The organism is Burkholderia sp. MS389 (genome assembly GCF_016899425.1).
GTDB lineage: Bacteria > Pseudomonadota > Gammaproteobacteria > Burkholderiales > Burkholderiaceae > Burkholderia > Burkholderia sola.
The window spans coordinates 166,479-190,336 of record NZ_CP045996.1; the positions used below are offsets into that span (position 1 = coordinate 166,479).

The following is a 23,858-nucleotide window of genomic DNA, read 5'->3' on the forward strand; positions in this document are numbered from 1 at the left end:
GACGAACGCGCGGTATCGCGCGCCGCCGCGTTCAGCGCTCGAGTGCGTCGATTTCTTCCAGCAGCGCGTCGAGCGCGTCCTGGTCGACATCGAGTTGAGGAACGTCGTCGGGTGTCAGACCGCCCACCCCGTCGGCGCTGCAATGGCGAATCAGCATCGTCAGCGCCTCTTCGACGCGGCACATCAGGCAGCCGATGCTCTCATCGACGCCCGGCACCCCGAAGAAGCTGGACTCCACGGTCAGCCTGCCGCGCGACACGTACGCGACGACGTCCAGCAGGTGCGTGCGCCGCTGGCGCGGGCTGCGGATGCCCGGCGCCGGTTCGGGCGGCCCGCCGTACAGCGGCGACGACGGTCCCGACAATTGCTCCAGTTGACCGAGGTAGGTAAACAGGATCGGTGCGCGCGGAAACGACGTCAGCGCATCGGCGCCGGCCTGCGGTTTCGTGTCGAGATAGCGCAGCACGCCATAGCTCGCGCCCTTGCGCGGCACCTCGCGCAGTCGGGCCTTGACCGACTTGATGAGCGCCGACGGATCCGCGGCGGTGGCCGGCGTGTCGATCAGCACCGGATAGATCGACGTGAACCAGCCGACCGTGCGGCTCAGGTCGATCGCGTCGCCGAGGCCATCCCGGCCATGCCCCTCGACGTCCACCAGCAACGCATCGCTGCCGCTCCAGGCATGGAAACCCGCGTGCAGCGCGGCGATGAGCAGATCGTTCGCGTCGGTGCCGTAAGCACGCGGCGCCGTGGTTCGAAACGCGTGCGTCAGATCCGCATCGAGCGTGATCGCACAACTGAGCGACGATTCCTGATAAGCATGCTGAACGATCGAGGTCAGCCCGTGACGCATCAGCGCCACCCGCTTCGGCCCATCCAGCACGTCGCGCACCTGTGCGTTCACGTTGCGCCAGTAGAGACGGTCGTCGTCGAGCGCGTCGCCCTGCGCCAGCGCAAGCCACTGGTCCACCCAAGCCTTTACGGAGCTCGTCTTCGGCGGCAACGCCGGCGCCGTGCGGTCGCGCAAGCGCAGATAGCAATCGGCCAGGTCCTGCAGCAGGATGCTCCAGGACACACCGTCGATCGCCATGTGATGAACGACGATCAGCAGCCGGCTGCTCGACACGCTGGTGCTCTTGAGCCACCTGACCGCGATGAGCCGGCCGCCCTCGAGGTCGAGGCTGCGCTGTGCGGCGTCGATCGCATCGCGCCACATGCGTTCGCAATGCCGGCCAGCCGAGTCGATACACGGGACGATCGCAAAATCGACGGCGTCGGCGCCGCCGTCGCCGGCAAACATGTGTCGCATTCCATCGCCGTGCGCGACGAACCGGGAACGCAGCACGTCGTGATGCCGCATGACGACGCGAATCGCCTCGGCCATGATGTTCGCGTCGGGCGTCTCGCCGAGCGGAACGAGCAGCGCCTGGTTGAAGTGCGAACGATCGACGTCGACGCGCTCGACGAACCATTGCGCCGCCGGACCCAGCACCGTCTCGCCCTGCACCGGCCCCTGATCGACATCGAGACCCGGCGTCTCGCGCACCACCGTCGACAGGTCCGCCACGGTCGTATGCAGGAAAATGTCCTGCGGCTTCAAATACATGCCGTCGAGCGCGGCCCGCGATACGATGACCGCGGCGAGAATCGAATCGCCGCCCAATTCGAAGAAATCCTGATCGACGCCGACCGACGGCTGGCCGAGGACGTCGGCCCAGATCGCCGCGAGTTTGCGCTCGATGTCGGTCGACGCGCGACGGTCGGCCCGCTCGCTTGCGCGAGGCAGCGGGAGCCCGCCTGCGTCGAGTGCGCCGCCCGCGTCGAGCGGCAGCCGGTCGAGCACCACGATCGCGTCGGGGTGCATCGCGTCCGGCAACGCATGCTTCAATGCCGAACGCACCGCGTTTTCGAGCGCATGCGCATCCACGTGGCCGTCATCCGCGACGAGATAGGCGACCAGCATTTCCTGCGTGTCGCGGACGACGCATGCACAGGCGACGGCGGCCACACCGGGGATCGCGGAGATCGCCTGTTCGACCGTGCCGATCTCGATCGGCACGGGCCGGTGACGCGCGACCCGTGACGAAGGATCGGCGCACAGCAGGTCGCCGCCACGGCGGACGACCGACACGCCAGTGGGTATCAGCGCCCTGTCCGGGGGCGCGGTTTCGAGTGCAGCTCCTGCAGCCGACGCGCGGATCGACGCGCCGTCGAAGAAATGCAGTTTTCCGGCCTGGCGATCATCGGCGAAACTTCCGGACGATCCGAGCGCGAATGCAACACGTCCCGGATACGACGGCGCCAGCAATTGCCAGCCGTCCGGGCCGGCCGCAAACGCACACAGCGCCGAACCGGTAGCCGCGTGCTGCACCGGGACGAAGTACGCCGCCGTGGGTATCCGGTTGGCCGCGGCGAGCGACTTCAACGGTTGCGGATGCTCGCCGTACGCGACAAGCGCGCGTGCCCGCCCCACGCCGGCGACGTCCGCACGTTGCAACAGAAGCGACGGCAGCAGGAGCGACGGGCCGTCCGCGAGCAACCGGTCGAGTGCCGCGTATGCGCTGTTCGCGATCGCAGGGTCGCCGGAAGCGAGCGCGCCAATGGCGGCCTGCTCGGACAGTCGAGCCGTGCCGCCGACAAGCACGGCCTGCGCAAGCGCCGCTGCCGACAGCCAGTCATGCGCGCCGTGCGGAACGAGCACCGTTGCGTGGGCGTCGAGATGGAGCAATTGACCGACATAGTCGAGCAGCGGCTCGACCGCAGAAGCGCTGCCTGCGGCAACGCCGTCGCCGCGCGCGGCGTCATCGCGCGCCTGCACCACTTCTATCGCGTCGATCTCCCAGCCGGACCAACCGTCGCCACGACCGCTGCACACTGCGTCGGCCGTGTCGCCCGACACCGTATAGCACGCGCCGACGGCGCGGATCGCGAGCAACGCGACCGCGCGCTCGGCGACACTTTGCAGTCGGAGTTCGACGCGTTTTCCGACGCCGATCCCGAGGCCGTCCAGTTGCGCACGGACGGCGCGAACCGCATCGCGGACCTCGCCGCCGCTGATCGCGCGATGGTCGAATTGCCACACCACGCGCGACGCATCCCGCTGCATATCGGATTCGGCATCGGCCGCCCGACGCACGAATGCGTCGGCCGCGGCAATGCGGCTTCGCGCATCGTCGATCGGCGCGGTCGCGAGTGTGTACTGGTGCAGCGAACGGCGCGTGTCAGCCACCACCTGCTCGACGAGATGCGCATACTGGCTCGCGAATCGCGCGATCGTTTCGTCGTCGAACAGATCCGTATTGAACGTCCAGGCGGTCAGGTATTCGTCACCGAGATCCTGTACGTTGAGCGTCAGATCGTGTGTCGCGCCGCGCGTACCGGTGCTCGATGCGGCGAGACGCTCACGATAGAACGGCACGCCGCTCCCGCCTTCGGCGGCGAAATCGCCGCGCGCCTGGTTCCAGTTGTACATCACCTGGTAGATCGGCGACCGGCTCGGATCGCGCGCCGGACGCAATGCATCGACCAGCAACGGAAACGGATAATCCTGGTGATCGAGCACGCGCAGCATCATTTCGCGCGTGCGCTGCAGCAGCGCGTCGAACGAATCGTCCGGTCGGACTTCGCACGCGAGCACGACCGTGTTCACGAAATGACCGACCACGCTCTCGCTGCCCGGCGCATTGCGCCCGGAAGTCGGTGCGCCGATCATCACCCGCGCCTGCCCGGTGTGAAGGTGAAGATGCAATTGATAGACCGCGAGCAGCAGCATGTACGGGGTCACGCGCAGCAGCCGGGCCGTGTCGCGCACCTGCTGCGATAGCGTCGCGCCGAGCGACCGATCGTAGACGCGTCCATGCTCGGTTTTGCGCGGCGGGCGCAACCGGTCGGTCGCGAGGCTCAACACCGGAAATCCGTGTGCCAGCTCGCGCCGCCAGAACGCCGCGAGATGCTCGCCGTCCGCGCCGTCGAGCCGTGCGCGCTCGTGTTCGACGCAATCCTTGTACTGCACCGGCAGCGGCGGCAACTTCAGCGGCTCGCCCGCGCGGGCGAGACGGTAGAGCGTGCGAAGCTCGTTGAGCAGGATCTCGAGCGACCAGAAATCGGCGGCGATATGGTGAACGTTCAACAGCAGCACCACGCGAATCGCGTCGGCGCCGACGTGCTCGTTCAGCAGCAGCTTGAGCCGGATCGGCGATTGCGTCAGATCGAACGGGCGATTCGACTCTTCGTCGATCCACCGGCGGATCGCGGCTTCGTCGGCCGCGAACACGCGATCGACCGAGAACTGCGCGCGCGCTTGCGACCCCACCTGCTGACGCGGCTCGCCATCGATCACGCGGTACGCGGTGCGAAGGATCGGATGGCGTGCGATCAGATAGTCGACGCAGCGGCGCAGCGTGGATAGGTCGACATCGTCGTCGATGCGCGTCGCATACGTCACGTTGTATGCCGCGCTGTCGGGATTGAGCTGATGCAGCGACCAGAGCGATTTCTGCGCGAACGAGAGCGGGTAGGTGCCCGCCGTTCCCGCAAATTGCTCGAGCAGCGCGATGAGCGTCGCCTTGTGGGTCTTCAGCTCGTCGACGAGCGAAGGTGTGACCGCGCCCTTCGGCGCCTTGTATTGCAGCTTGCCGTCCTGGGTCCAGAGCTCGATGCCGCGCCCCGCCAGTTCGTTGATGAATTCGATCGAGCTCACAGCTCTCCTCCTTCCATTTCGACGCCGAACGTCGCTTCTCCTGACACCACGTCGATCCGGTCCGCCGCGCGCGATGGGGGTGTTCCGTCGGGCGCCCGCGACTCGCTGCGGTCGAGCGTCGTCACGATCGTGCGCACGACGTCGTCGACGGACGCGCCTTCGAGCAATCGCCCGAACGGAACATCGACGCCCAGCTCGCTGCGCAATGCATTGCGGAATTCCGCGGCCATCAGCGAATCGAGGCCGAGCTCGATCAGCGGAATATCCGGCGCGATCCGCTCGCTCGACGTATGCAGGGTCGCGGCGATGGCGTCGGTCAGGTGTCCGCGCAGCAATCGCATGCGCTCGTCGTCCGGCACCCCCGCGATGCGCTCGCGCAAGCCAGGGCCGGTACCGGCCGGGCGATGCGCCGGCGGCGCTGGCGGCACGAGTTCCGACAACAGCGCGCCCATCGCCCGGCTCGGGCTGCGCTTGATCAGCGTATCGACTTCCACGTTCCAGATCTGCGTCTGCCCGTCGGGTTCGGCGACCAGCGCGTCGAACACGCGCAATGCGACGTCCGGCTCGATCGGCTTGAGACCGAACGATGCGATGCGGCGCAGTTGCCGCGCGTCGAGCTGATCGACCATCCCGTTGCCGCCCCACAGGCCCCAGTTCATCGTGTGCCCAGGCAGGCCGTCCTGGTTGCGCACGGCCGTCAGCGCGTCCACATAGGCGTTCGCGGCGGCGTATGCACATTGCCCCGGGGAGCCGATGCAGGCCACGATCGACGAAAACGACACGAAGTGCCGCAGCGGCAGATGCGCGGTCGCGCGATGCAGATTCAACGTTCCCGCGACCTTCGGCGCGAGCACCTTCAATACGTCGGTCATCGGCTGGGTCGCGAACAGGCCGTCGTCAAGCGTGCCCGCCGCATGCAGGACGCCGACGAGAGGGTGCGCGGAATCCGCTTCGAGCGCATGGACGAGCGCGTCGATGTCGGCGGACGAGGCGACGTCGGCCGCCACGAATTCGACGATCGCGCCGTGCGCATCGGCGATCGACGCAAGTCGCGCGCGTTCGCTGTCGGCCGGGACCTGGCGGCTGGCCGACACGATCTTCGGCACGCCATTCCGGATCAACTGCTCGATCACCCGCGTGCCGATTGCACCGCGGCCGCCCGTCACCAGATAGGCGCCGTGCGCAAGCGGTTGCGCCGCGCCGGCGTCGCGTGCGACGAGCCGCGGGACGTATACGGCGTCGCCATGCGACACGAACTGCGTCTCGCCGGTCGTCGCGGCGCCCGCCACTGCGGTCAGCGCGCGCGCGCAAGACGTCGCATCGGGCGCCGGCAGATCGACCACACACACCGGAATGTCGCCGCTCTCGTGCATCAGGCTGCGGGCGACGCCCCAGGCCGCCGCCTGAAACGGCGCTACGCGCACGTCGATGCCGGGTACGTGCTGCGCCGCGTGGGTCACGATGCAGACGGCCGGCGTGCCCTGCGGCCAGCGAGCCGACTGCACTTCGCGCCAGAGGTTCGCGAAGCGCCGGTAAGCTGCGCCGACTGCGGCGAGTTCATCTTCTGATTCCGCGTCGTCTCTCGACGGCCACACATAGAGCAGCACGGTACGTCGTGCATCCAGGCCGGCTAGTGCATCGTCGAGCGCAGCACGAATGCGCCGGGTACCTGCATCGTCGTCGAACAGGTCGTCCGCCGGCAGCGCCGCGATTGCACACGCGTTGTCAGCGTCTTCACATGCCTGCGCCAGCATCGCGTCCAGCGCGGACCCGTTGCCGATCAGCACGAAGTTCGCGCGCGCGTCGGCCGCCTCATGTTTGGCCGCAAACAGCCGCCAGACGAGCGTGTTCAGCGCGACAGGCTCCGCGACCCGCTGAAACCGTCGCGGATCGACGGCCATCAGCCGCAATCCGGAGACGACGGCGACGCGGCTGCCCGCGTCGTCGTATATCCAGAGATCCGCGGTAGCAACGCTGCGCTTCACCCGAGCCCGCACTGCACACCACACCGCCTGCACGCCGCGTATCGGCATGCAAGCGATCCGTTCGATGCCGATCGGCACGAAGGCGGTGTTCAGCTCCGCATCCCATAGCGCGCCCGCGACGGTCTGAAACGCATTGTCGAGCAGCGCCGGATGAACGATGCGGACGAGGTCGTCCGTGCCGTCCGGCTCCATTTCGATTCGGGCCAGCGCCACGTCGCCGCCCCGCGACAGCGCGCGAATCGAGCGAAATGCGCCACCGTATTCGAGGCCGGTCGCTTGCAAGCGCGCGTAGAAACCGTCGACCGGCAACGCGTCGCCGCATTGCGCGCGCCATTCATCGAGCGCCGGCACGGCCGACACGTCGGCAACGCCATGCGTCGTCCCGATCTGCGCGGCGCACTGCAACGTCCATTCGGGTTGGGACGCGGCCGTGTCGTGGCAGGCGTGAATGTCGATCCGCACGCCTGCTTCGCCCGGATGCGAGGGGTCACCTGCGTGCACGACCGTGCCGAACGTCACCGCGTTGCCGGGCTCCAGCGTGAGCGCGTTATCGAACGACACCTCACGCGCGACCAGCCAGCGGCCGGCCGCGGATTCCGTATCGCCGCCATCGCGCCGCGATGCCGCGTCGAGCAGCGCCTCGACGAAGCCTGCCGCCGGAAAAACGAGTTGCCCGTGCACGCGGTGTCCGCCCAGAAACGGCAGATGCCGATCGGACACCTCGCTCTCGTAGCGAAGATGATCCGATGCCGGAATCGCGAGATGCCGGCCCAGCACGCCGCGACCGGCGGTCCGACGCGCGCCGGTTGCGCTCGTCAGCACGTTCGCCCGCTGCGCCGGCTCCCGCGCATTCACCCAGTAACGCTGCGCTTCGAGCGGATACGGCGGCAGCACGCCGCGGCGCGCGGCTTGCCGCATCGGCGCACCGGTTCGGGAGCGCTCGTACGCATGCCAGTCGACACGACGACCGCACATATAGACATGTGCCAATGCACGCAGCAACTGCTCGGTTTCGCGCCCGTCATTGCTCATCGACGGCAGCGCAATCACGTTGCGATGATCCGCCCGCTCCGCCGTGCACGCGGAGACGAGGCTCGAAAGCGTCTTGCCAGGCCCGATCTCGATGACCGTCGTCACCTTGTCGTCGAGCAGGGTGTCGACACCCGCACGGAAGGCTACGGTGGCCCGGACATGCTCGACCCAATACGCGGGATCGCACAGGCGTTCGGCCTCGAATCGGCCCGTCACGTTGGACACGATCGGAATCGCAGGCACGCGATAGCGCACGGTCGCGGCGACGGCGCCGAAATCGGCGAGCATCGGCTCCATCAGCGGCGAATGGAATGCGCGCGATACCGCCAGCGCCTTCGTCGCGATGCCGCGCGACGCGAACAGTCGCTCGATCGACTCGATTGCGTCCGGGTCGCCCGACACCAGCACGCTCTCCGGTGCGTTGTCCGCGGCGATGGCGACGCGCCCGGGGTAGTCGCGCACCGCATCGGCCACGTGACGCACGCTTGCGAACACCGCGAGCGCACGGCCCGGCGCGGTGAGCGTATCCATCAAACGTCCGCGCGCCGTCACGAGACGGCAGCCGTCCTCGATCGAGAACACGCCGGCGATGCATGCAGCCGCGTACTCGCCGATGCTGTGGCCCATCACGACCTCCGGCACGACGCCCCAGTGCATCCACAAGCGCGCGAGCGCGACCTCGAGCGCGAACATCGCCGGTTGCGTGTAACGCGTTTCGTTGATCCGGTCCTGATGATCGCCCCACAGCACGTCCACGAGCGACAGTTCTCCTTGCGCCTCGATATGGCTGTCGCATGCGTCGAATACGTCGCGAAACGGCGCGAAATCCCGATAGAGCTGTCGAGCCATCCCGGCGCGCTGCGCGCCCTGTCCGGTAAACAGGAACGCAAGCCGGTCGCGGGCGCCGCCCGGCTGCCCGCTCCGGACCGTCATGGCCCGCGCCGCGTCCGACAGCGCATCGAGCAGCGTGTCGCGAGCATCCGCGACAATCGCCACGCGATGCCGATGGCTGTCGCGCGCGAGACGCAGCGCGCTGGCGACCGCGTCGGGCGCCAGCGACGCGTCTGCCCGCACGTGCGCCGCGCAGTCTTCGATCGCCTGTTTCAACATCGGCGCCGTGTGGGCGGACAACGGCCAGATATCGTGACGCGCGTGCCCGGCCAGCGCGACGTCCGCGTCGGGTTCCGCTGCGCGCGTCTCCTGCCATGCCTCAATGATCAGGTGTGCGTTCGTGCCGCTCATGCCGAACGAGCTGATCGCCGCGATACGCCGGCCCGGTCGGGACGACGGCCACGCCGCATGCTCGGTCGGCACGCGAATGCCGTTCGCATCCCAGTCGACGTGCGTGGTCGGCGTATCGAAATGCAGGTGCCGCGGCAATTCACCTTTCTGCAGCGCGCACACGACCTTCATCAGCCCGGCGACCGCGGCGGCCGATTCGAGATGCCCGATATTCGTCTTGATGCTGCCGACGTACAGGTCGCCGGTGCGATTCGTGTCGCGGCAATACACGTCCTCGAGCGCACGCAGCTCGATCGGATCGCCGAGCGGCGTACCGGTGCCGTGCGCCTCGACGTAGTCGACGTCGGCCGGCGACACGCCGGCATGCTCGAGCGCGTCGCGGATCACGTCGCGTTGCGCACGGCCATTCGGCGCCGTCATTCCGTTGCTGCGCCCGTCGTGATTGACGGCTGAGCCGCGGATCACCGCCCGGATCGGCCTGCCCTGCGCCCGCGCATCGGACAGCCGCATCAGCGCGACGACGCCGCAGCCTTCGCCGCGCACGTAACCGTCGGCGGCCGCGTCGAACGTCCGGCAGCGGCCGCTCGGCGACAGCGCCTGAAGCTCGCTCAGCGCGATCGTCATCTCCGGCGACAGCATCAGGTTGACACCACCCGCGAATGCGACATCGGACTCGCGGGTACGCAGGCTATGGCAAGCCAAATGGACGGCGACGAGCGACGACGAGCACGCGGTGTCGAGATGCAACGCCGGGCCATGAAACCCGAACAGATAGGAAATGCGTCCGGCCGCGAAGGGCCGCGCGGTACCGAGCGATGTCTGCGCATAGCTGAGCGCGTCACCCGCTACGCTCTCGCTGACGCGCGCGTAGTCGTCGACCGACGAACCGACGAACACGCCGGTTCGGTACGACGCGATCGTTTCCCGCGAAAAGCCGGCATCTTCCAGTGCACGCCACGTGCATTCGAGCAACAACCGCTGCTGCGGATCGATGTGCGGCGCCTCGCGCTCCGACACGCCGAAGAATCCCGCATCGAAACGATCGACGTCGTCGATGAACCCGCCATGCCGGCTGTAGCTCGTGTCGCGCCGGCCCGGCCGCGGATCGTAGATCGCATCGGTCCATCGGTCGGCCGGCACCGGGCCGACGGCGTCGGTCCCGTCCGCGAGCATCGACCAGAGCGCGTCGGCGGAATCCACGCCGCCGGGCAGGCGGCAGCCCATGCCGACGATGGCGATCGGTTCGCTCATCGCGCTGCGCGCTTCTGCCAGTTCGCGTTGCAGCGCGTCGATCTTCAGCAACGCTTGCTTCACGGGTGTAAGGGGCGCGGCGGCCGCGCGATTGGACTCGATCATGTGTACCACTCCAGACGTTCGCGGAACGAGACTGCCGGGGATCGGCTCAGCCCTGCAGCGCTTTCAGCAGCAGCGCTTCGGCCTGCGCGTCGGAGAGCGCCGCAAGCTGCTCCCGGGTAGGCGGCGCGTCGGCGCCGTCGACGACCGACGCGGAACGCGCGTGCGCGGCGGCCGGTGCGGGCGCGTCGCTCGATCGCAACGCATCGGCCGCGCCCTGCATGCGCGCCAGATGCGCGGCAAGCTGCTCGACGTTCGAACAGTCCCACAGCACGGCGGCGTCGAACGTCAGCCCGATCGTGTGCTGCACCTTCAACGAAAACTGGAGCGCGCTCATCGAGTCGAAACCCATCTCGACCCACGCGGCCGTGCGCGACACTTGCGCCTCGGCGATCTTGAGCCGCTCGGCGACGATCCGTACGATCCGGTCCGCGATTTCGCGCTCGATCAGCGTCGATTCGGAATGGGGCGCAACCTCGGCGACAGCCGGCGCCACCGCACCGTCACGCGCCGCGCCCGCATCCATCGCATAGGCGCCATCGGTCCAGCTGGCGACGGCCCGCAGTTCGCCTTGCAGATACGCACGACGACACAGCGCACGCGCGATCTTGCCGCTGGAAGTCTTTTCGATGGTTGCCGGCTCGACCAGCACGATCGCGTGCGGCGTGACCCCGAAGTCCTCGCCGATCGCGACCACCATCGCGCGCAGCGTGGCGTCGAGGTCCAGCGTGCGGCGCGCGGTGCGCCCGACTTCCTGGATGAGCACGAGCTTCTCTTCGCCGTCCGCCTGCACCGATACGGCGGCGCCGCACCCGCGGCGCAACGCCGGCACCGCGTCCTGCACGCACGCCTCGATATCCTGCGGATACAGGTTGCGCCCGCGAACGATCAGCATGTCCTTCACGCGGCCGGTCACGTACAGGCGGCCGTCGACGATCGCGCCCAGATCGCCGGTGCGCAGGAACGGACGGGCGCCAGGCTCGTCATCGACATGCGCGCCGAACGTCGACCGTGTCGCTTCGGGGTTGCCGTAGTAGCCCACGCCGATCGCGCCGCCGCGCACCCAAATTTCGCCGACGCCGTTCGGGTCGGCCACCGGGCAACCATCGGGCCCTGCGATCCGGATCTCGGTGCCGGGCGCCGTGCCGCCGCACGACACGAGGCTCTTCGCGTTCGCGGCGCCGGGCTGAACCGGTTCGACGATGCCTGCGGCAAGCTTCACGTTGTCGACGTCCAGATAATGGGCGCCTTCACCGTAAGGGACACCCGATACGATCAGGGTCGCCTCGGCCATCCCGTAGCACGGATAGAACGACCCAGGAGCGAAGCCGTGCGGGCTTGCGGCGTCGATAAAGTCGGTGACGGTCTGACGATGAATCGGCTCCGCGCCGCAGAACGCCACCCGCCAGCTGGACAGATCGAGCCGGCCGCCGTCGTCGCTTCCGTCGAGGGCGGCCGCGGCAAGCGCATACGCGAAATTCGGCCCGCCGGACGTCGTCGCACGGTGTGCGGCAATCGCGCGCAACCATCGCCCCGGCTGCTGGACGAACGCAACGGGCGACATCAGCACCACTGAAAGCCCGATCGACGCCAGTTGCAACGGCATCGACAGTCCCATGTCGTGATACAGCGGCAGCCACGACAGCATGCGCGTGTCGCGATCGTGCTGCATCAGCAGCGCGATCGACCGTTGGTTGTCGATGATGTTGCCGTGCGTGATCATCACGCCCTTCGGCGTGCCCGTCGATCCGGACGTGTATTGAAGAAACGCAAGATCGTCCAGCGCCGGCATGCGCGGCAACGCCGACGTGTCCTTCGCACCCGCGTCGACGAGCGCTTCGTACGTGACGAGCTGGCAGCCGGTGAACAGCTGCTGCGTCGCGCGCAGGGTCTCGATGGTCTCGACCGAGGTCGCCGGCGCGACGATCAGCGTGGCGCCGCAATTGTCGGCAATCGCGTGCAGCTTCGCCCATTGCGCGACCTTGCGCACCTGCTGCGGATGATAGGCCGGCACGGCGACGCGCCCCGATGCCAGGCATCCATAGAACGTGCAGACGAACTCGGCGCTCGTCGGCAACAGCAGCAGCACGCGAGCGCCCGGCTCGGTCAGTTGCGCGAGTCCGCGCGCCACGCGCATCATGCCGGCATGCAGATCGCCGAACGTGCTTTCGCTTTCGATCGCCTCGCCGTCGCGCAGGATGGTCAGCGCGACGCGGTCGGGGTCTCGCTCGGTGTGATGGGCGAGCGTCTCGATGATGGAGGTCGGTTCGACTTCCATCTGAAACACGTTCGGATTCGGATGCGTCGTCATGGTGTATCCAGAATGAGGTCCGTGCGCGCCGCCGCGCAAAGGCGGCGGCTTGCGCACGGGGGGTGATCTCATGCGTGTCGCAGGAACGCGTCCGCGATCGCGCGGCGATTGAGCTTGAGGTTGCGCGTGCGCAATCCGCCTTCGACGTCGAACGCGCGGTCGGTGAAAATCACCTTCACCAGTTGCCGTTGTGCGGGCAGCGTGCCGTTGACCGCGCGGACGAGTTCGCGCAGCGCGTCGGTGACGTCGGGATCGTCCGGCCGGCGTGTCGCGATGACGACGCTGAGCCCCGCTTGCGGGCCCGCCATCACGACGGCCACGTCGACGCGCGGATCGCGATACAACAGCGCCTCGATCGGCTCGGGATGGAATTTCTCGCCGTTGCTCGTGATGATCGCGTCCTTCTTGCGCCCGACGACGCGCAGAAAGCCGTCGCGGTCGAATTCGGCAATGTCGCCCGTCGCGACCGCATTCGGTGCGATGAATGTCGCGCGACTGTCCTCTTCCGGCGCATCGAAGTAGCCGAGCGACAGCAGGGCGTTCCGTGTGACGACGACTTCGCCGTCCTCCAGCAACGAGACGCTGCCCGGCTCCGCCGGCTGGCCGACCGTACCGACGCGTACCTGCCCGGGCTTGTTCCACGCAACCATGCCGGCCTCGGTGATCCCGAACGCCTCGTACAGCGCGATCCCGCAATCCCAGAAGAAATCGAGCGCCGCGCGCTTGATCGGCGCCATCCCGGTGACCATGTAGCGGATGTTGCCGCCGGTCAGCGCGCTCAGTCGCTCGGCGAGCGTCGACGGATCGCTGCCGGGCCCGGCAGCCGCGCGCGCCAGCGTATGCAGCGTCTCGTACAGCACCGGCGGTGCGATCACGAACGTCGGCTGGTGCCGCTTGAGCCCCGGAAAGAGTCCGTGGAACGGCACCGACACGAGATCGACCCCGTGATACAGGCAGAAGTAGTACGTCATCCGTTGCTGATAGTTCGCGAACGGCAAGAACGTCAGGAACCGCTCGCCCGGTGCGACGCCGAATGCGTCGCCATACAGACCGAGCAAGTGCGCGGTGCCGCGGCGGCTCATCACGAGCCCTTTGGTCCTGCCCGTCGTGCCCGAACTGAACACCAACGAATGGGTATCGGGCATATGCTCGACCCGCACCGGCTCGATGCGCGCGTGCGAATCGCCGCGGCTGGCGGGATCGATATCCACGACGCGCCCGGCAATCGTCTCGCCGGCATCGATCCATCGTGCGTCTACTGCCAGCACACTCAGCTGGTAGCGCTCGATCAACGCGTCGCACGTGTCGAGCAGGCCATCGTTCGGAAACGCGACCGAAACGCAGCCGAGCTCGATGCACGCCAGATCCCACACCATCCACGGATAGCCGTTCGGGGCCGCGATGCCGACGCGCGCCCCGGGTACGAGGCCGATTGTCTTGCCGCGCTCGACCGTGGCGAGCACGTCTTCGAACAGTTCGTGGAAGGTCCGGACGGTTTCGGCGCCCTTGTCGTCGACAAAGGTCAGCGTATGACTGCTGTCGCGCAAGCGCGCGACTAGATCGTCGAAGGTCATCATCGGCGTTGTCCCGTCACGCGTGCGCGACGCCCTCGGCGGACGCGTAGTACTTTTGCGCGGCGCTTTCATACATGTTCCAGAACAGCTTGCACGTGTGGCGCACCGCGAACAGCGCTTCCTGTTGCATCTCCACGGTCGTGCACAGGTCGGTCACGAGCGAGATGCCCTCGGCGACGTGCGCGACGTCCTCTTTCTGGTGAACCGAGAAGAATCGCGTGTCTTCCTCGGTGAGCCCGTAGCACTTCGCCAGAATCGAGTGGCGCGCGTCGCCCGCACGGGTTTCCAGGCTCTGCCCTTCGCTCGCGATCATCACCGCGGCGGCGCCGATATGGTAGGTACCCTCGCCCTTGCAGTTCTCGAGGCGATAGTCGATCAACTCGCGCGTGGCCGCGGACGGCGTCCACGCATCGCGCTCCTCGTCGCTGATGTTTTGCGCGCGAATGAAGTCTTCCATGAGCTCGACATGGTTCTTCGTTTTCGAGAAGCGCCCGGTTTCCTCTTCGAACAGGTTGTACAGCAGCCGGCGCTTGTGGTCGGGGAACGGGCAGCGGAAGTACAGGTTCTCGATGTACTCGAGAAAGTACCGGGTGATCTGGTATCCCTCGAGCGAGATGATCTTCAGCAAGCGCCAGTTTTTCTGCGGCGTGAACAACTCCGCGAAGATCGGGTGATCGAGCGTGAGCTGCTCGTCCAGCGTTTCGCGCAGCGCGCGCGAAAACGTCGCTTTGTCCATCAGCACGGCTTCTTTGGTGAGGGTCATGATCGTTCCCTGTCGGTGAGGTAACCGGCAATGTAATGGCCGCTTTCAAGACTGAAACCTGTCCGTTCGGGCGAGTGTTTCCCTTGCTGCGCCAACCCTGTACGTCAGTGCAGGTAGGCAGTGCGGTGGCTTGACGCTATAAAGCGGAACCCCTACGGCACTTGGAGAATCCGATGGACGACCACGCGAACGTGTTCGCTACGCTTACCGAACTGATTCCGCAGATTGCTGCGCTCGATATTGCGCCGGACATGCTGACGCGGGAAACGTCGCTGACGTCGGATCTGATGCTCGATTCGATCTCGCTGCTGTCGCTGATGGCGCTGACCGAGGATCGGCTCGGCATCAGCTTCGCATCGCACACGGAACAGGTCGCGAACCTCGAAACCATCGGCGATGCGGTTGATCTGGTGGAAATGCTGTTGTCCGTGAAAGCGTAACGAGATGACGATGAACGATCATCCGCACGACGCATGCAGGATGCCGTCGGCCGGCGGCGACGACCGTATCTGCCTGCTGGATGCCAGCGACCTCGCCGCGCTGCGCGCAGCGGCCGATGCCGGCGATGCGACTACGGCACTCGGTGCGTACCCGCGCATCGCTCGGCTTCGCGACGCATTGAACGCGCCCGGTTCCGGGCAGCTCGCCGTCGTCGTCGACGATCCCGAGATTCGCCGCACGCGCGAATTCGCGTCCTTGCCCCGCCTCCTGTCGGCCGCGCTCGACGTTGCGTCCGCATCCGTTGCGAACGCATGCATCGTCGTACTCGGCGACGCGCTCGCGGACGGCACGGCCGCCATCGGCGAAGCCGGTACGCTATCGCTGGCGTCACTCGACACGCTCGCCGACGCGGTCGCCGAAACCGTGTTCGAGGTACGCCGCCGCGTCGACACGTACTTCGAGCAAGAGCCGCTGGCGTTGCCTGCCGAAACAGCCGGCGCGGCCTGCCTGCTGACGGCTGAAGCGGTGCTGGCCTGGCTTGCGACGCAAGCGTCGCCCGGCCTTCACGTCGTGCATGGCGATCGGCGTATTGCTTGGCGCGAACTCGCCGAAAGCGTCGCGCAAAGGGTGCCCATTCCGACGCGAAGCGATGCCGACGAGGCCGGCTCCGACGCCGTTCTCGCGCTGCTCGAAACGAATCTGAAGCACGCCGAGCACATGCTGGGATACGCGGATGACGCGCACGTTCCCCCGACCGACATCCGTTCTCACCGACTACGCTGCGACGGCTTCGACTGGCAAGCCCGGATCGCTTCACGCGTCGCCGCTCACGCGGCCCGGCACGAAAGGCGCGACGCGCCCCGGTTTGTCGACCTGCCGTCCGCGCGCCGGATCACGACCGGCAGCGGGCATCGGTATCTGAATGCCGGGCGCGGCTCGCGGGCCATGCTGCTCATCAACGCATTCGGCATCCCGCACGACGTGTGGCACGACTTCGCGGCCGGATTGGCGCCGGATTTTTCGCTCTATCTGGCGGACGACGCGAGCGATGCGTCAGCCGATGCAGGACTGACACGCGCGTACTATTCGAGCCCCGATGCGCCGGACCGCTACGCGCGCAGCGTGGCTGAATTGCTCGACGTCGAGGGGATCGACGCGATTCACGTCGCGAGCTGGTGCGGAGGCGCCCGATATGCGCTGGCGCTGGCGCGCGCACTGCCCGGCCGCATCGCGTCGATGAGCCTGATCGCGCCGTCGTTTGCCGGCGCGCAGGACTACGACGGCGCCGACAGCGCGTACGAAAACAATCTCAATACGATGTGCTCGCTCGTCGCGCGCATGCCGAAGGCCGCGGACAGCATGGCCAAATCGATGATCGGGCTCCTGGAGAAGCGGGCACGCAGCGACGCACGCGAAGGCGGCCACGCATCGATGTTCGCGCTACCCGATTCGGCGACCCGTCACTGGCTGCACGCGCCGTTCGTGTCGGCGGCGAACATGATCGAATACAGCCAGCAACTGCTGAATTTCCGCGCCCATCGGATCGAAGCCGAACGCGACGGATCGATCGCCGGCATCCCCGCGCTGCTCGTGACCGGCGAATACGACGAAATGACCTGCGCGATTCGTGCGCGAGCCATTACGTCGGCCCAGCTTCGCCCGATCCAGATCGAGCTCCAGGCCGGCAGTCATCACATGGTTCAGCAGAATGCGGCGCTGCTCGCGCAACTCGTTGGCGCGTTCGTCGGCGATCGGGCGCTGACACCCGACGCACTGCCGCATCCGAGACTGCGCGTCCTCCCTGCGGCCGACCGCGGCGAGAGGGAGAGGGAGACAGAGATGGAATCGGGCGAACTGTGACGCACGCGCCTTCCGATGCCCGTTCGGACAGTTACAGGCCCCGGGCATCGATCACTAAAGTCGCACTGTGAAGCAAGCCGGATCACACGCGGCCGATCGCGTCGTACAACTCGCAAACGACGCACAAGCCAACGCCAACCCGCTGGTCGGAGATGTCGAATGTACGCAAACAGCCTAGTCGAACTGATCGGCGATACGCCGCTGCTGTATCTGAAAAGCCTGTCGAATGAACACAGGCGAATCCGCGTGTATGGAAAGCTCGAGTGCTACAACCCCGGCAACAGCGTGAAGGACCGGAGCGCGCTGCAGTTGCTCCGCCAGGCCGAGCGCGACCATGGCCTCAAGCCGGGCTGGTCGATCGTCGAATCGACGTCGGGCAACATGGGGCACGCACTTGCGATGCTGTGCGCCACGCGCGGCTATCGCTTCATTTGCGTGCTCGATCCGAAGACGCCGAAGACGAATGCGAATCTCGTGCGCGCATTCGGCGGAGAGGTCGAGATGGTCGAACACCCCGACGAGACGGGCAGCTATCAGCGCAAGCGCATTGCGGTCGCGAAGGCGATTGCCGCGAGCGTGCCGAATTGCGTGAACCTCGATCAGTACAACAATCCGGCCGCGATCGACGCCCACTATTACTCCACCGGGCCCGAAATCGTCTCCCAGCTCGCCGACCGGCTCGACGCCGTGATCGTGTCCGCGAGCACCGGCAGCCATCTGAGCGGCATCGCACGCTATGTGAAGGAGCGCGACCCGGCCACCCGCGTGATCGGTGTCGAGCCCGACGGCTCGGTCGTGTTCGGCGGCACCTACCGGCCGCATCTGCAGAACGGCGCGGGGCTCAGTTTTCAGCCCGGCAACATCCTGATTCATCTCGTCGACGAAACGATGCGCATCGTCGATCGCGATGCGTTCGTCGGCTGTCGTCGCCTCGCGCTCGACGAAGGGTTGCTGCTCGGCGGTTCGTCCGGCGCCATCGCGCAGGCCGCGCGTCGCTACGTCGCCACCTTGCAAGGTCCGGCCAACATCGTGCTCGTCTTCCCCGATAGCGGCACCAAGTATCTCGACACGATCTACGACGATCAGTGGCTGGTCGATCATGGCCTCCAGGCCGTGCTCGACGACCTGTGCACCGACGCGCCCCCGCCACGCGCCGAAAGCGCCGTGGCCCTCGAAACCACGTGATCCAGGGACACCCATGAACGACTCCATCCGTACCTTGCTTGCCGACGGCGCGCAGTATCCGATCGCGTTGCCGAAGGCCAACGTCACGCACGTCACCTATCGCTGGACGAACGCCGTCGACGATACGTTGGGCGCGCAGATCGTCGAACTGATGCGGCGCACGAGCGAAAGCGCGCCGATCATCGGCTTCGCCGAAACGATCACGGACGCGGAAGCGAGCCGCTATCTCGACGAACTGCGCTCGAATCTCGCCGCGGAAAAGGTGCGCCTGCTGACGATCTTCGCGAACACCGGGCAGCTGATCGGCCTGTGCACGTTGCGCCGCAACCTGAACCCCAACAATCGCCATATCACCGATCTCGCGAAAGGCATGATCCACGACGCCTGTCGCGGCGGTGGCGTGCTGCCTGCCGCGTTCGTCGAGATCGCGCTGCAATGCGATCGGGACAATGTCGAACTGTTGACGCTCGACGTGCGAGACGGCACGCCCGCTCACCGCGTATGGGAACACTACGGTTTTCAGACGTGGGGCACGTTGCCGGACTACGCCCGCGCGAACGGGAAGATGCATGCCGGCCACTTCATGATGCAGCGCGTGGCCGACCTCAAGGAACGCGCGCTCGGCATGCTCACCGGTCGCGACGCCGACCGCACCGCCCCCGTCAAAGCAACGGCATGAGCCACGCCATCTACGACGGGCCGATCATCGACTCGCACTGCCACATCGCGTCGACGCGCTTCATCCCCACTGCGTTCCTCGAGGGATTCTGCGCCAACGTTCATGTCCGGCTCGTCGCCAACGGCGTACGGAAATCGCGATCGGAACTGCTCGATACCTATCTCGCGCAAAGCCAGGACCACTTCGGCGATGCACTGGTGGCCGACATGACGTCGGCCGGGATCGAGCAGGCCGTGGTGTTGCTGCCCGATTTCACGTACGTGATGAAAAGCGACCTCACGATCGCCGAGATGTATGCCGAGCATCATGCAATTCTGCAGCGTCACGGCGAGCGCTTTCACGTTTTCGGCGGCATGGATCCGCGTTGGGGCGCGGACGGTGTCGCGTTGTTCGAGAAAGGCGTGGTCGAGTACGGCTTCTCCGGATTGAAACTCTATCCGCCGTGCGGCTACAGCCCCAGCGACAAGCGCCTGTACCCGCTGTACGAAATCTGTCGCGCCCACCGGTTGCCGGTGCTTCTGCACGTGGGGCCGACCAGCCCGGCGCTCGAGTTTGCGTACTCGCACCCGGATCTGCTCGATCGCGCGGCGTTCGATTTTCCCGACGTGAACTTCATCCTCGCGCACGGCGCCGTCCATCACGTCGACGCTTGCGCGCGACAGTGCGCGTATCGACCCAACGTGTATCTCGACGTCAGCGCATTTCTCGGCTCGCAGCATCCGCAGGGGTGGTCGGTCGCGCTCGCGGAGCTGTTCCGCATGAACATCAATCACAAGATTCTGTTCGGCACCGACTGGCCGGTCTTTCGCAACTCGGGCGGCCACCGCAAGGTCATGGAGCAGTTCCTCGCCGCCGATGGCCCGCTCGCGGCGGTCGCGCCGGTGCAACGCAAGTGGTTGATGTCGGGCAATACGCGTGCGCTGCTGCCGGCATCGCGCACGATCGATGCGGTCGCGTGATTCCGGCCGTCGCATGCGACGGCCGTCCCGCACGCACTATGGGCTCGCCGCTGCGTCGATGATCGGCGCGCTGCTCGTCTGGACCGCATGGCCGGGGCATCGCGCCGACGCGATGGCGGAAACCGCCGACGCGCCGGACCACTGGCGCGCCGACGAACGGGCGCAGCTCGAATCGATGCGCCTGCCCGCGAACGTCGTCGTCAAAGTCGACCCGTCGAATCGCGTGGCCACGTCCGCACCGGCGGCGCAGCTTGGCAAGCGTTTGTTCTCCGATCCGCGGTTCAGCCGAAACGGCGCGATCGCCTGCGCAAGCTGCCACACCACCGATCGCCAGTTCGAAGACGGCCGACCGCTGGCAATCGGCCTGGGCATCGGCGTGCGTCGCACGATGCCCGTCGTCGGCATGACCGATGCGCCGTGGCTGTTCTGGGATGGCCGCAAGGATAGTATGTGGTCGCAGGCGATCGGGCCGATCGAGGATCACAACGAACACGGCGGCACCCGGCTGCGCGCCGCCCATGTGCTTGCCGAGCACTACCGCGACGCTTACGAGCCGCTGTTCGGACCGCTGCCCGACCTGAGCGCGCTGCCCCGTGACGGCGGCCCGCTCGGCACGGACGCGGAGAAAGCGGTGTGGCAGCGACTCGACGAACGCACCCGCACCGACGTGTCGCGCGTGTTCGCGAATCTCGGCAAGGCGATCGCGGCGTACGAAGCGACGCTTCAATACGGGCCTTCACGCTTCGATACCTATGTCGACGGCGTCCGGACCGGCGACCCGGCCAAGCTGGCCGCGCTGACGCCGACCGAGAAAGCAGGCCTGCGCCTGTTCGTGAACAAAGGCCAATGCATGACCTGCCACACCGGGCCCATGCTGAGCGACCGGCAGTTCCACAACATCGGCGTACCGCCACGTAGCGGAACGGCTGCCGATCCCGGTCGCGCGGCGGCGGTCGCCAAGGTGTTGCACGACGAATTCAACTGCATGGGGCCGTTCAGCGACGCGAAGCCCGAGCAGTGCGACGAGTTGCAGTTCATCTCGACCGACGATCCGCACATGCTCGGCGCGTTCAAGACGCCGAGCCTGCGCAACGTCGCGCTGCGGCCGCCGTACATGCACGCGGGTCAGTTCGCGTCGCTGGACGCGGTGATGCGCCACTACGCGGACGCGCCCGCGGCCGCGATCGGGCATAGCGAACTGAAAAGGATCGCGTTGTCGGATGACGAGCAACGGCAGCTCGTCGCGCTGCTCGGCGCGTTTTCCGGCCCCATCGTCGAGCGCTGATCGTCCGCGCCGTCGTGCGTCAGCGCGACGCGTCGCGAACGGCGACGCCCATCACCTTGACCTGGCCGCCAAACGGCAACGCAGCGGCCTGATAGACGGTTCGCGCCGGCCGGCGATCCGCGGGAAACAGGTCGGCATAAACCCCGTTCACGTCCGCGAGCGCACCGAGGTCGGAGAACGCGATGTCGACGAACACGAGATCCCGCGGGCTGAATCCCGCCGCCTCGATCGCACGGAACAGGTTCGCGAACGCGCGCCGCGCTTCTTCGGCCGGCGTACCGGGCACATAGCGGCCGTCGGCATCCAGCGAAAGCTGGCCGCTGAGATAACAGGTGTCGTTCGCGACCACCGCATGGCTGATCGGCGACGGCCACTGCGGCAGTTCATGGCCCGAGGTCACATAGTGTTTCATGCAGTGCTTCTCCTTGAAGCAGGTGGCGCTGCCGCGTCACAAATAGTGCTTGACGAGCAACTGGAAGAGATTCGACTGAGGCAGCGCGCCATATTCGGTCGACGACGCGCCCGCATTGATCTGCCATTGCAGCGCGACATCGGTTCTGGCGAAGCGATAACGCGCCTCGAGCCATGTGAGCCGGCTGCGATCGGCGAGGTTCAACCTGACGAAACCGGAGAGATCCAGACGCTGGATCCACGCGTCCTGCCACCTGATCATCGCGAAGAGCCCGTCGCGGGTCGTCGGGTCCTGCTGGGCGGCCGCCAGCGTTCGATACGCGGCGTAGCCGGCCGGCGGGCCATTGCGCAGCGCCTGCCAACCCGCACGGTCGAGCGCGGCGCCGTCCCGGTCGTATTCCAGCGTGACGGAAAGATTGCGCGACGTCGTGCAAGTCGCACCGGTTGCGAGTTTCCAGCGGAACGCGACATCGCCGTACGGCTGCCCAAGCGCACGCGCCAGCGTCGACGGCCCTCGCCCGCCCGACCACTCGACGTAGCCGACACACGCATTGTTGACGAGATGAACCAGGTTGACACCGAATTGCGGCGAACTGCCGGGCTTTCCGTCATCGTAGATCACGATCTGCGGCGACAGATCCGAGATGATGCGCTGGGTGAACTGAAGCATCCAGCGCGTGCGCTGATTCGTTGCGCCGAAGTCCGGCGAGAACGATGCGTCGGTGGAGCGATCCGCTATCCGCGGCGCGACGAGCGCACTGACGGAACCGTCTGCCCACAATTGCTGGCCGCGCAGCATCACCGTACCGAGCCGGTTCTCGCGCAGGCTCGCGGGATCCACCGAGGTCACGGAACGAACCGCGTTGTCGCGGAAAAAGTCGGTGGGGTTGTAGCCGGTCGCAACGCCGAGCCGCACATTGACGCGACCGGCCTGCAGCAGCGTGCTGCCGCTGCCTACGCGGCCGTCCACATACAGTTCCTTCAGCGTGTTGATCGCGCCCGAGTCGCCATCGAAGCGCCACGGACCGTTCAGGTCGAGTCGGTCTGCAAGACTGATGCCCCAGCCGTTCGAGAATGCGTGACGCGCCGTCAGGTCGAGCGACAGCCGCGTGGCCGTCCGCGTGCCGCCCGGGCGCAAGGTGGCGAAGCGCAGGCCCGGTTCAAGACTGAACTGGTACTTGCCGTCGTCGACCTTCTGCACCGGCGTCGCGTCGGCCAGCGCCAGCCCGGCCTCTTCCGCGTCGTTGGCATGGCATACGCCCGCCATGCCGGCCAACGCGATACAGGCGATGCCGATGCGCGTCATCATTCAGGCTGGAAACGCGCCATGAAATCGGACTGGAACCAGGCATCCGGAATCTCCTTCGCCACGTAGTCCGCATATCGCATCACGGTCACGAGATTCGGATTGAGCCCGTCGATGATCACGATCTCGGTGGGCCGCAACGCACCGAGCTGCTGCTGAAAGCGCCGATAGAACGCGGTCTTGAGAAGCTTGCCGCTTTCGCTGAAGAACCGTGCCTTCACGGGGCGCGAGTCCGTCGTATCGATCCACATTTCAATCGAGTGATACGTCATGTCGGATACGCTCTGGACCAGCTTCAGCCGGTACGCACGGCGCATCTGGCGCTCGCCGTCCTGCACGTCCTCCTCCGCCTCGACCTGGGCACGATATCCCTGTGCGAAATTGACGGTGACCACGTCGCCGTTCGACGCCTGCCCGAGCAGCCGTTGCTGCGGCGAAATGCGGATCGTCGCCTTGCTTGCCGGATCGAAAAACCACAGATCGTTGCCGCTCTTGAGCATCAGCTTGTTCGCATCGCGCGCCGGCGCGGCGAATCGAATCAGGCTGCGAAACTGACCGCTCGTCGGGTTGATCCGCGAATAGGCGGTCAGTGCGTTCGAATCCGTTTGCTTGCCGTCGGTGTACTGGGTCAGCGTGACGTTCAGCGTGAACGGTTCGCTCGGGTTGCGAACGGCATCGCTCGCGGCGAGGATGCGTTGCGGATCGGGCGCGGCGTGTGCGGTACAGCAGGCGAGTGCGAGGATCGCGGCGGCGGACAGGCGCGCCATCGAATG

14 protein-coding genes are annotated in these 23,858 nt (G+C 66.7%); 6 read left to right on the top strand and 8 right to left on the bottom strand.

Annotated features, from left to right (window positions below; genetic code table 11):
• Window positions 1-31: 31 nt before the first annotated feature.
• The 5 genes from GJG85_RS30425 to GJG85_RS30445 all read right to left on the bottom strand — a co-directional run bounded on the left by GJG85_RS30425 (window position 32) and on the right by GJG85_RS30445 (window position 14,959).
• Entirely contained in the window at window positions 32-4,699 is a 4,668-nt protein-coding gene (locus GJG85_RS30425) for a condensation domain-containing protein (protein ID WP_204384694.1), read from the bottom strand.
• Window positions 4,696-10,314: a type I polyketide synthase gene (locus GJG85_RS30430; RefSeq protein WP_204384696.1), complete on the bottom strand. Its 5,619-nt coding sequence runs from the start codon at window positions 10,312-10,314 to the stop codon at window positions 4,696-4,698. Before GJG85_RS30430 ends, GJG85_RS30425 begins: the two co-directional genes overlap by 4 nt.
• 46 nt (window positions 10,315-10,360) lie before the next feature.
• A complete protein-coding gene (locus GJG85_RS30435) occupies window positions 10,361-12,622 on the bottom strand; it encodes an AMP-binding protein (RefSeq protein ID WP_050016612.1) in 2,262 nt (753 codons plus the stop codon).
• A gap of 68 nt (window positions 12,623-12,690) precedes the next feature.
• Entirely contained in the window at window positions 12,691-14,268 is a 1,578-nt protein-coding gene (locus tag GJG85_RS30440) for an AMP-binding protein (protein ID WP_235356271.1), read from the bottom strand.
• On the bottom strand, window positions 14,213-14,959 hold the full coding sequence (locus GJG85_RS30445) for an iron-containing redox enzyme family protein (protein WP_050016614.1): 747 nt from the start codon (window positions 14,957-14,959) through the stop codon (window positions 14,213-14,215). Before GJG85_RS30445 ends, GJG85_RS30440 begins: the two co-directional genes overlap by 56 nt.
• A gap of 173 nt (window positions 14,960-15,132) precedes the next feature.
• Here GJG85_RS30445 and GJG85_RS30450 point away from each other — a divergent pair, with 173 nt between their 5' ends.
• The 6 genes from GJG85_RS30450 (at window position 15,133) to GJG85_RS30475 (ending at window position 21,368) form a co-directional block, all read left to right on the top strand.
• Window positions 15,133-15,399 (top strand): phosphopantetheine-binding protein, encoded by a 267-nt coding sequence (locus GJG85_RS30450; RefSeq protein WP_050016620.1) that lies wholly within the window; start codon window positions 15,133-15,135, stop codon window positions 15,397-15,399.
• A gap of 10 nt (window positions 15,400-15,409) precedes the next feature.
• Window positions 15,410-17,260 (top strand): alpha/beta hydrolase, encoded by a 1,851-nt coding sequence (locus GJG85_RS30455; RefSeq protein WP_204384698.1) that lies wholly within the window; start codon window positions 15,410-15,412, stop codon window positions 17,258-17,260.
• A 159-nt stretch (window positions 17,261-17,419) separates the two neighbouring features.
• Window positions 17,420-18,445 (top strand): cysteine synthase family protein, encoded by a 1,026-nt coding sequence (locus tag GJG85_RS30460; protein WP_239469026.1) that lies wholly within the window; start codon window positions 17,420-17,422, stop codon window positions 18,443-18,445.
• Between the two features lie 13 nt (window positions 18,446-18,458).
• Window positions 18,459-19,124 (top strand): GNAT family N-acetyltransferase, encoded by a 666-nt coding sequence (locus GJG85_RS30465; RefSeq protein ID WP_050016626.1) that lies wholly within the window; start codon window positions 18,459-18,461, stop codon window positions 19,122-19,124.
• Entirely contained in the window at window positions 19,121-20,083 is a 963-nt protein-coding gene (locus tag GJG85_RS30470; RefSeq protein WP_050016628.1) for an amidohydrolase family protein, read from the top strand. Before GJG85_RS30465 ends, GJG85_RS30470 begins: the two co-directional genes overlap by 4 nt.
• A 13-nt stretch (window positions 20,084-20,096) precedes the next feature.
• Window positions 20,097-21,368 (top strand): cytochrome c peroxidase, encoded by a 1,272-nt coding sequence (locus tag GJG85_RS30475; protein ID WP_235356272.1) that lies wholly within the window; start codon window positions 20,097-20,099, stop codon window positions 21,366-21,368.
• A gap of 19 nt (window positions 21,369-21,387) precedes the next feature.
• Here the strand turns inward: GJG85_RS30475 and GJG85_RS30480 are convergent, their stop codons facing one another.
• The 3 genes from GJG85_RS30480 to GJG85_RS30490 are packed head-to-tail and all read right to left on the bottom strand — an operon-like array spanning window position 21,388 to window position 23,852.
• Window positions 21,388-21,780, bottom strand: coding sequence for a RidA family protein (locus GJG85_RS30480; RefSeq protein WP_050016632.1), 393 nt, complete (start codon window positions 21,778-21,780; stop codon window positions 21,388-21,390).
• Window positions 21,781-21,816: 36 nt separating this feature from the next.
• Window positions 21,817-23,088 carry a hypothetical protein gene (locus tag GJG85_RS30485; protein ID WP_235356273.1) on the bottom strand — a complete coding sequence of 424 codons (1,272 nt, stop codon included), beginning with the start codon at window positions 23,086-23,088 and terminating at the stop codon, window positions 21,817-21,819.
• Entirely contained in the window at window positions 23,085-23,852 is a 768-nt protein-coding gene (locus GJG85_RS30490; protein ID WP_050016717.1) for an outer membrane lipoprotein-sorting protein, read from the bottom strand. Before GJG85_RS30490 ends, GJG85_RS30485 begins: the two co-directional genes overlap by 4 nt.
• Between the last annotated feature and the right edge of the window lie 6 nt (window positions 23,853-23,858).

What these genes read in the sequence shown, in the direction of transcription:
- GJG85_RS30435 (WP_050016612.1), bottom strand. Translation starts at nt 12,622, where the DNA reads ATGACGACGCATCCGAATCCGAACGTGTTTCAGATGGAAGTCGAACCG.
- GJG85_RS30455 (WP_204384698.1), top strand. Translation starts at nt 15,410, where the DNA reads ATGAACGATCATCCGCACGACGCATGCAGGATGCCGTCGGCCGGCGGC.
- GJG85_RS30445 (WP_050016614.1), bottom strand. Translation starts at nt 14,959, where the DNA reads ATGACCCTCACCAAAGAAGCCGTGCTGATGGACAAAGCGACGTTTTCG.
- GJG85_RS30430 (WP_204384696.1), bottom strand. Translation starts at nt 10,314, where the DNA reads ATGATCGAGTCCAATCGCGCGGCCGCCGCGCCCCTTACACCCGTGAAG.
- GJG85_RS30480 (WP_050016632.1), bottom strand. Translation starts at nt 21,780, where the DNA reads ATGAAACACTATGTGACCTCGGGCCATGAACTGCCGCAGTGGCCGTCG.
- GJG85_RS30485 (WP_235356273.1), bottom strand. Translation starts at nt 23,088, where the DNA reads ATGATGACGCGCATCGGCATCGCCTGTATCGCGTTGGCCGGCATGGCG.
- GJG85_RS30470 (WP_050016628.1), top strand. Translation starts at nt 19,121, where the DNA reads ATGAGCCACGCCATCTACGACGGGCCGATCATCGACTCGCACTGCCAC.
- GJG85_RS30440 (WP_235356271.1), bottom strand. Translation starts at nt 14,268, where the DNA reads ATGAAAGCGCCGCGCAAAAGTACTACGCGTCCGCCGAGGGCGTCGCGC.
- GJG85_RS30460 (WP_239469026.1), top strand. Translation starts at nt 17,420, where the DNA reads ATGTACGCAAACAGCCTAGTCGAACTGATCGGCGATACGCCGCTGCTG.
- GJG85_RS30450 (WP_050016620.1), top strand. Translation starts at nt 15,133, where the DNA reads ATGGACGACCACGCGAACGTGTTCGCTACGCTTACCGAACTGATTCCG.
- GJG85_RS30475 (WP_235356272.1), top strand. Translation starts at nt 20,097, where the DNA reads ATGCGACGGCCGTCCCGCACGCACTATGGGCTCGCCGCTGCGTCGATG.
- GJG85_RS30465 (WP_050016626.1), top strand. Translation starts at nt 18,459, where the DNA reads ATGAACGACTCCATCCGTACCTTGCTTGCCGACGGCGCGCAGTATCCG.
- GJG85_RS30490 (WP_050016717.1), bottom strand. Translation starts at nt 23,852, where the DNA reads ATGGCGCGCCTGTCCGCCGCCGCGATCCTCGCACTCGCCTGCTGTACC.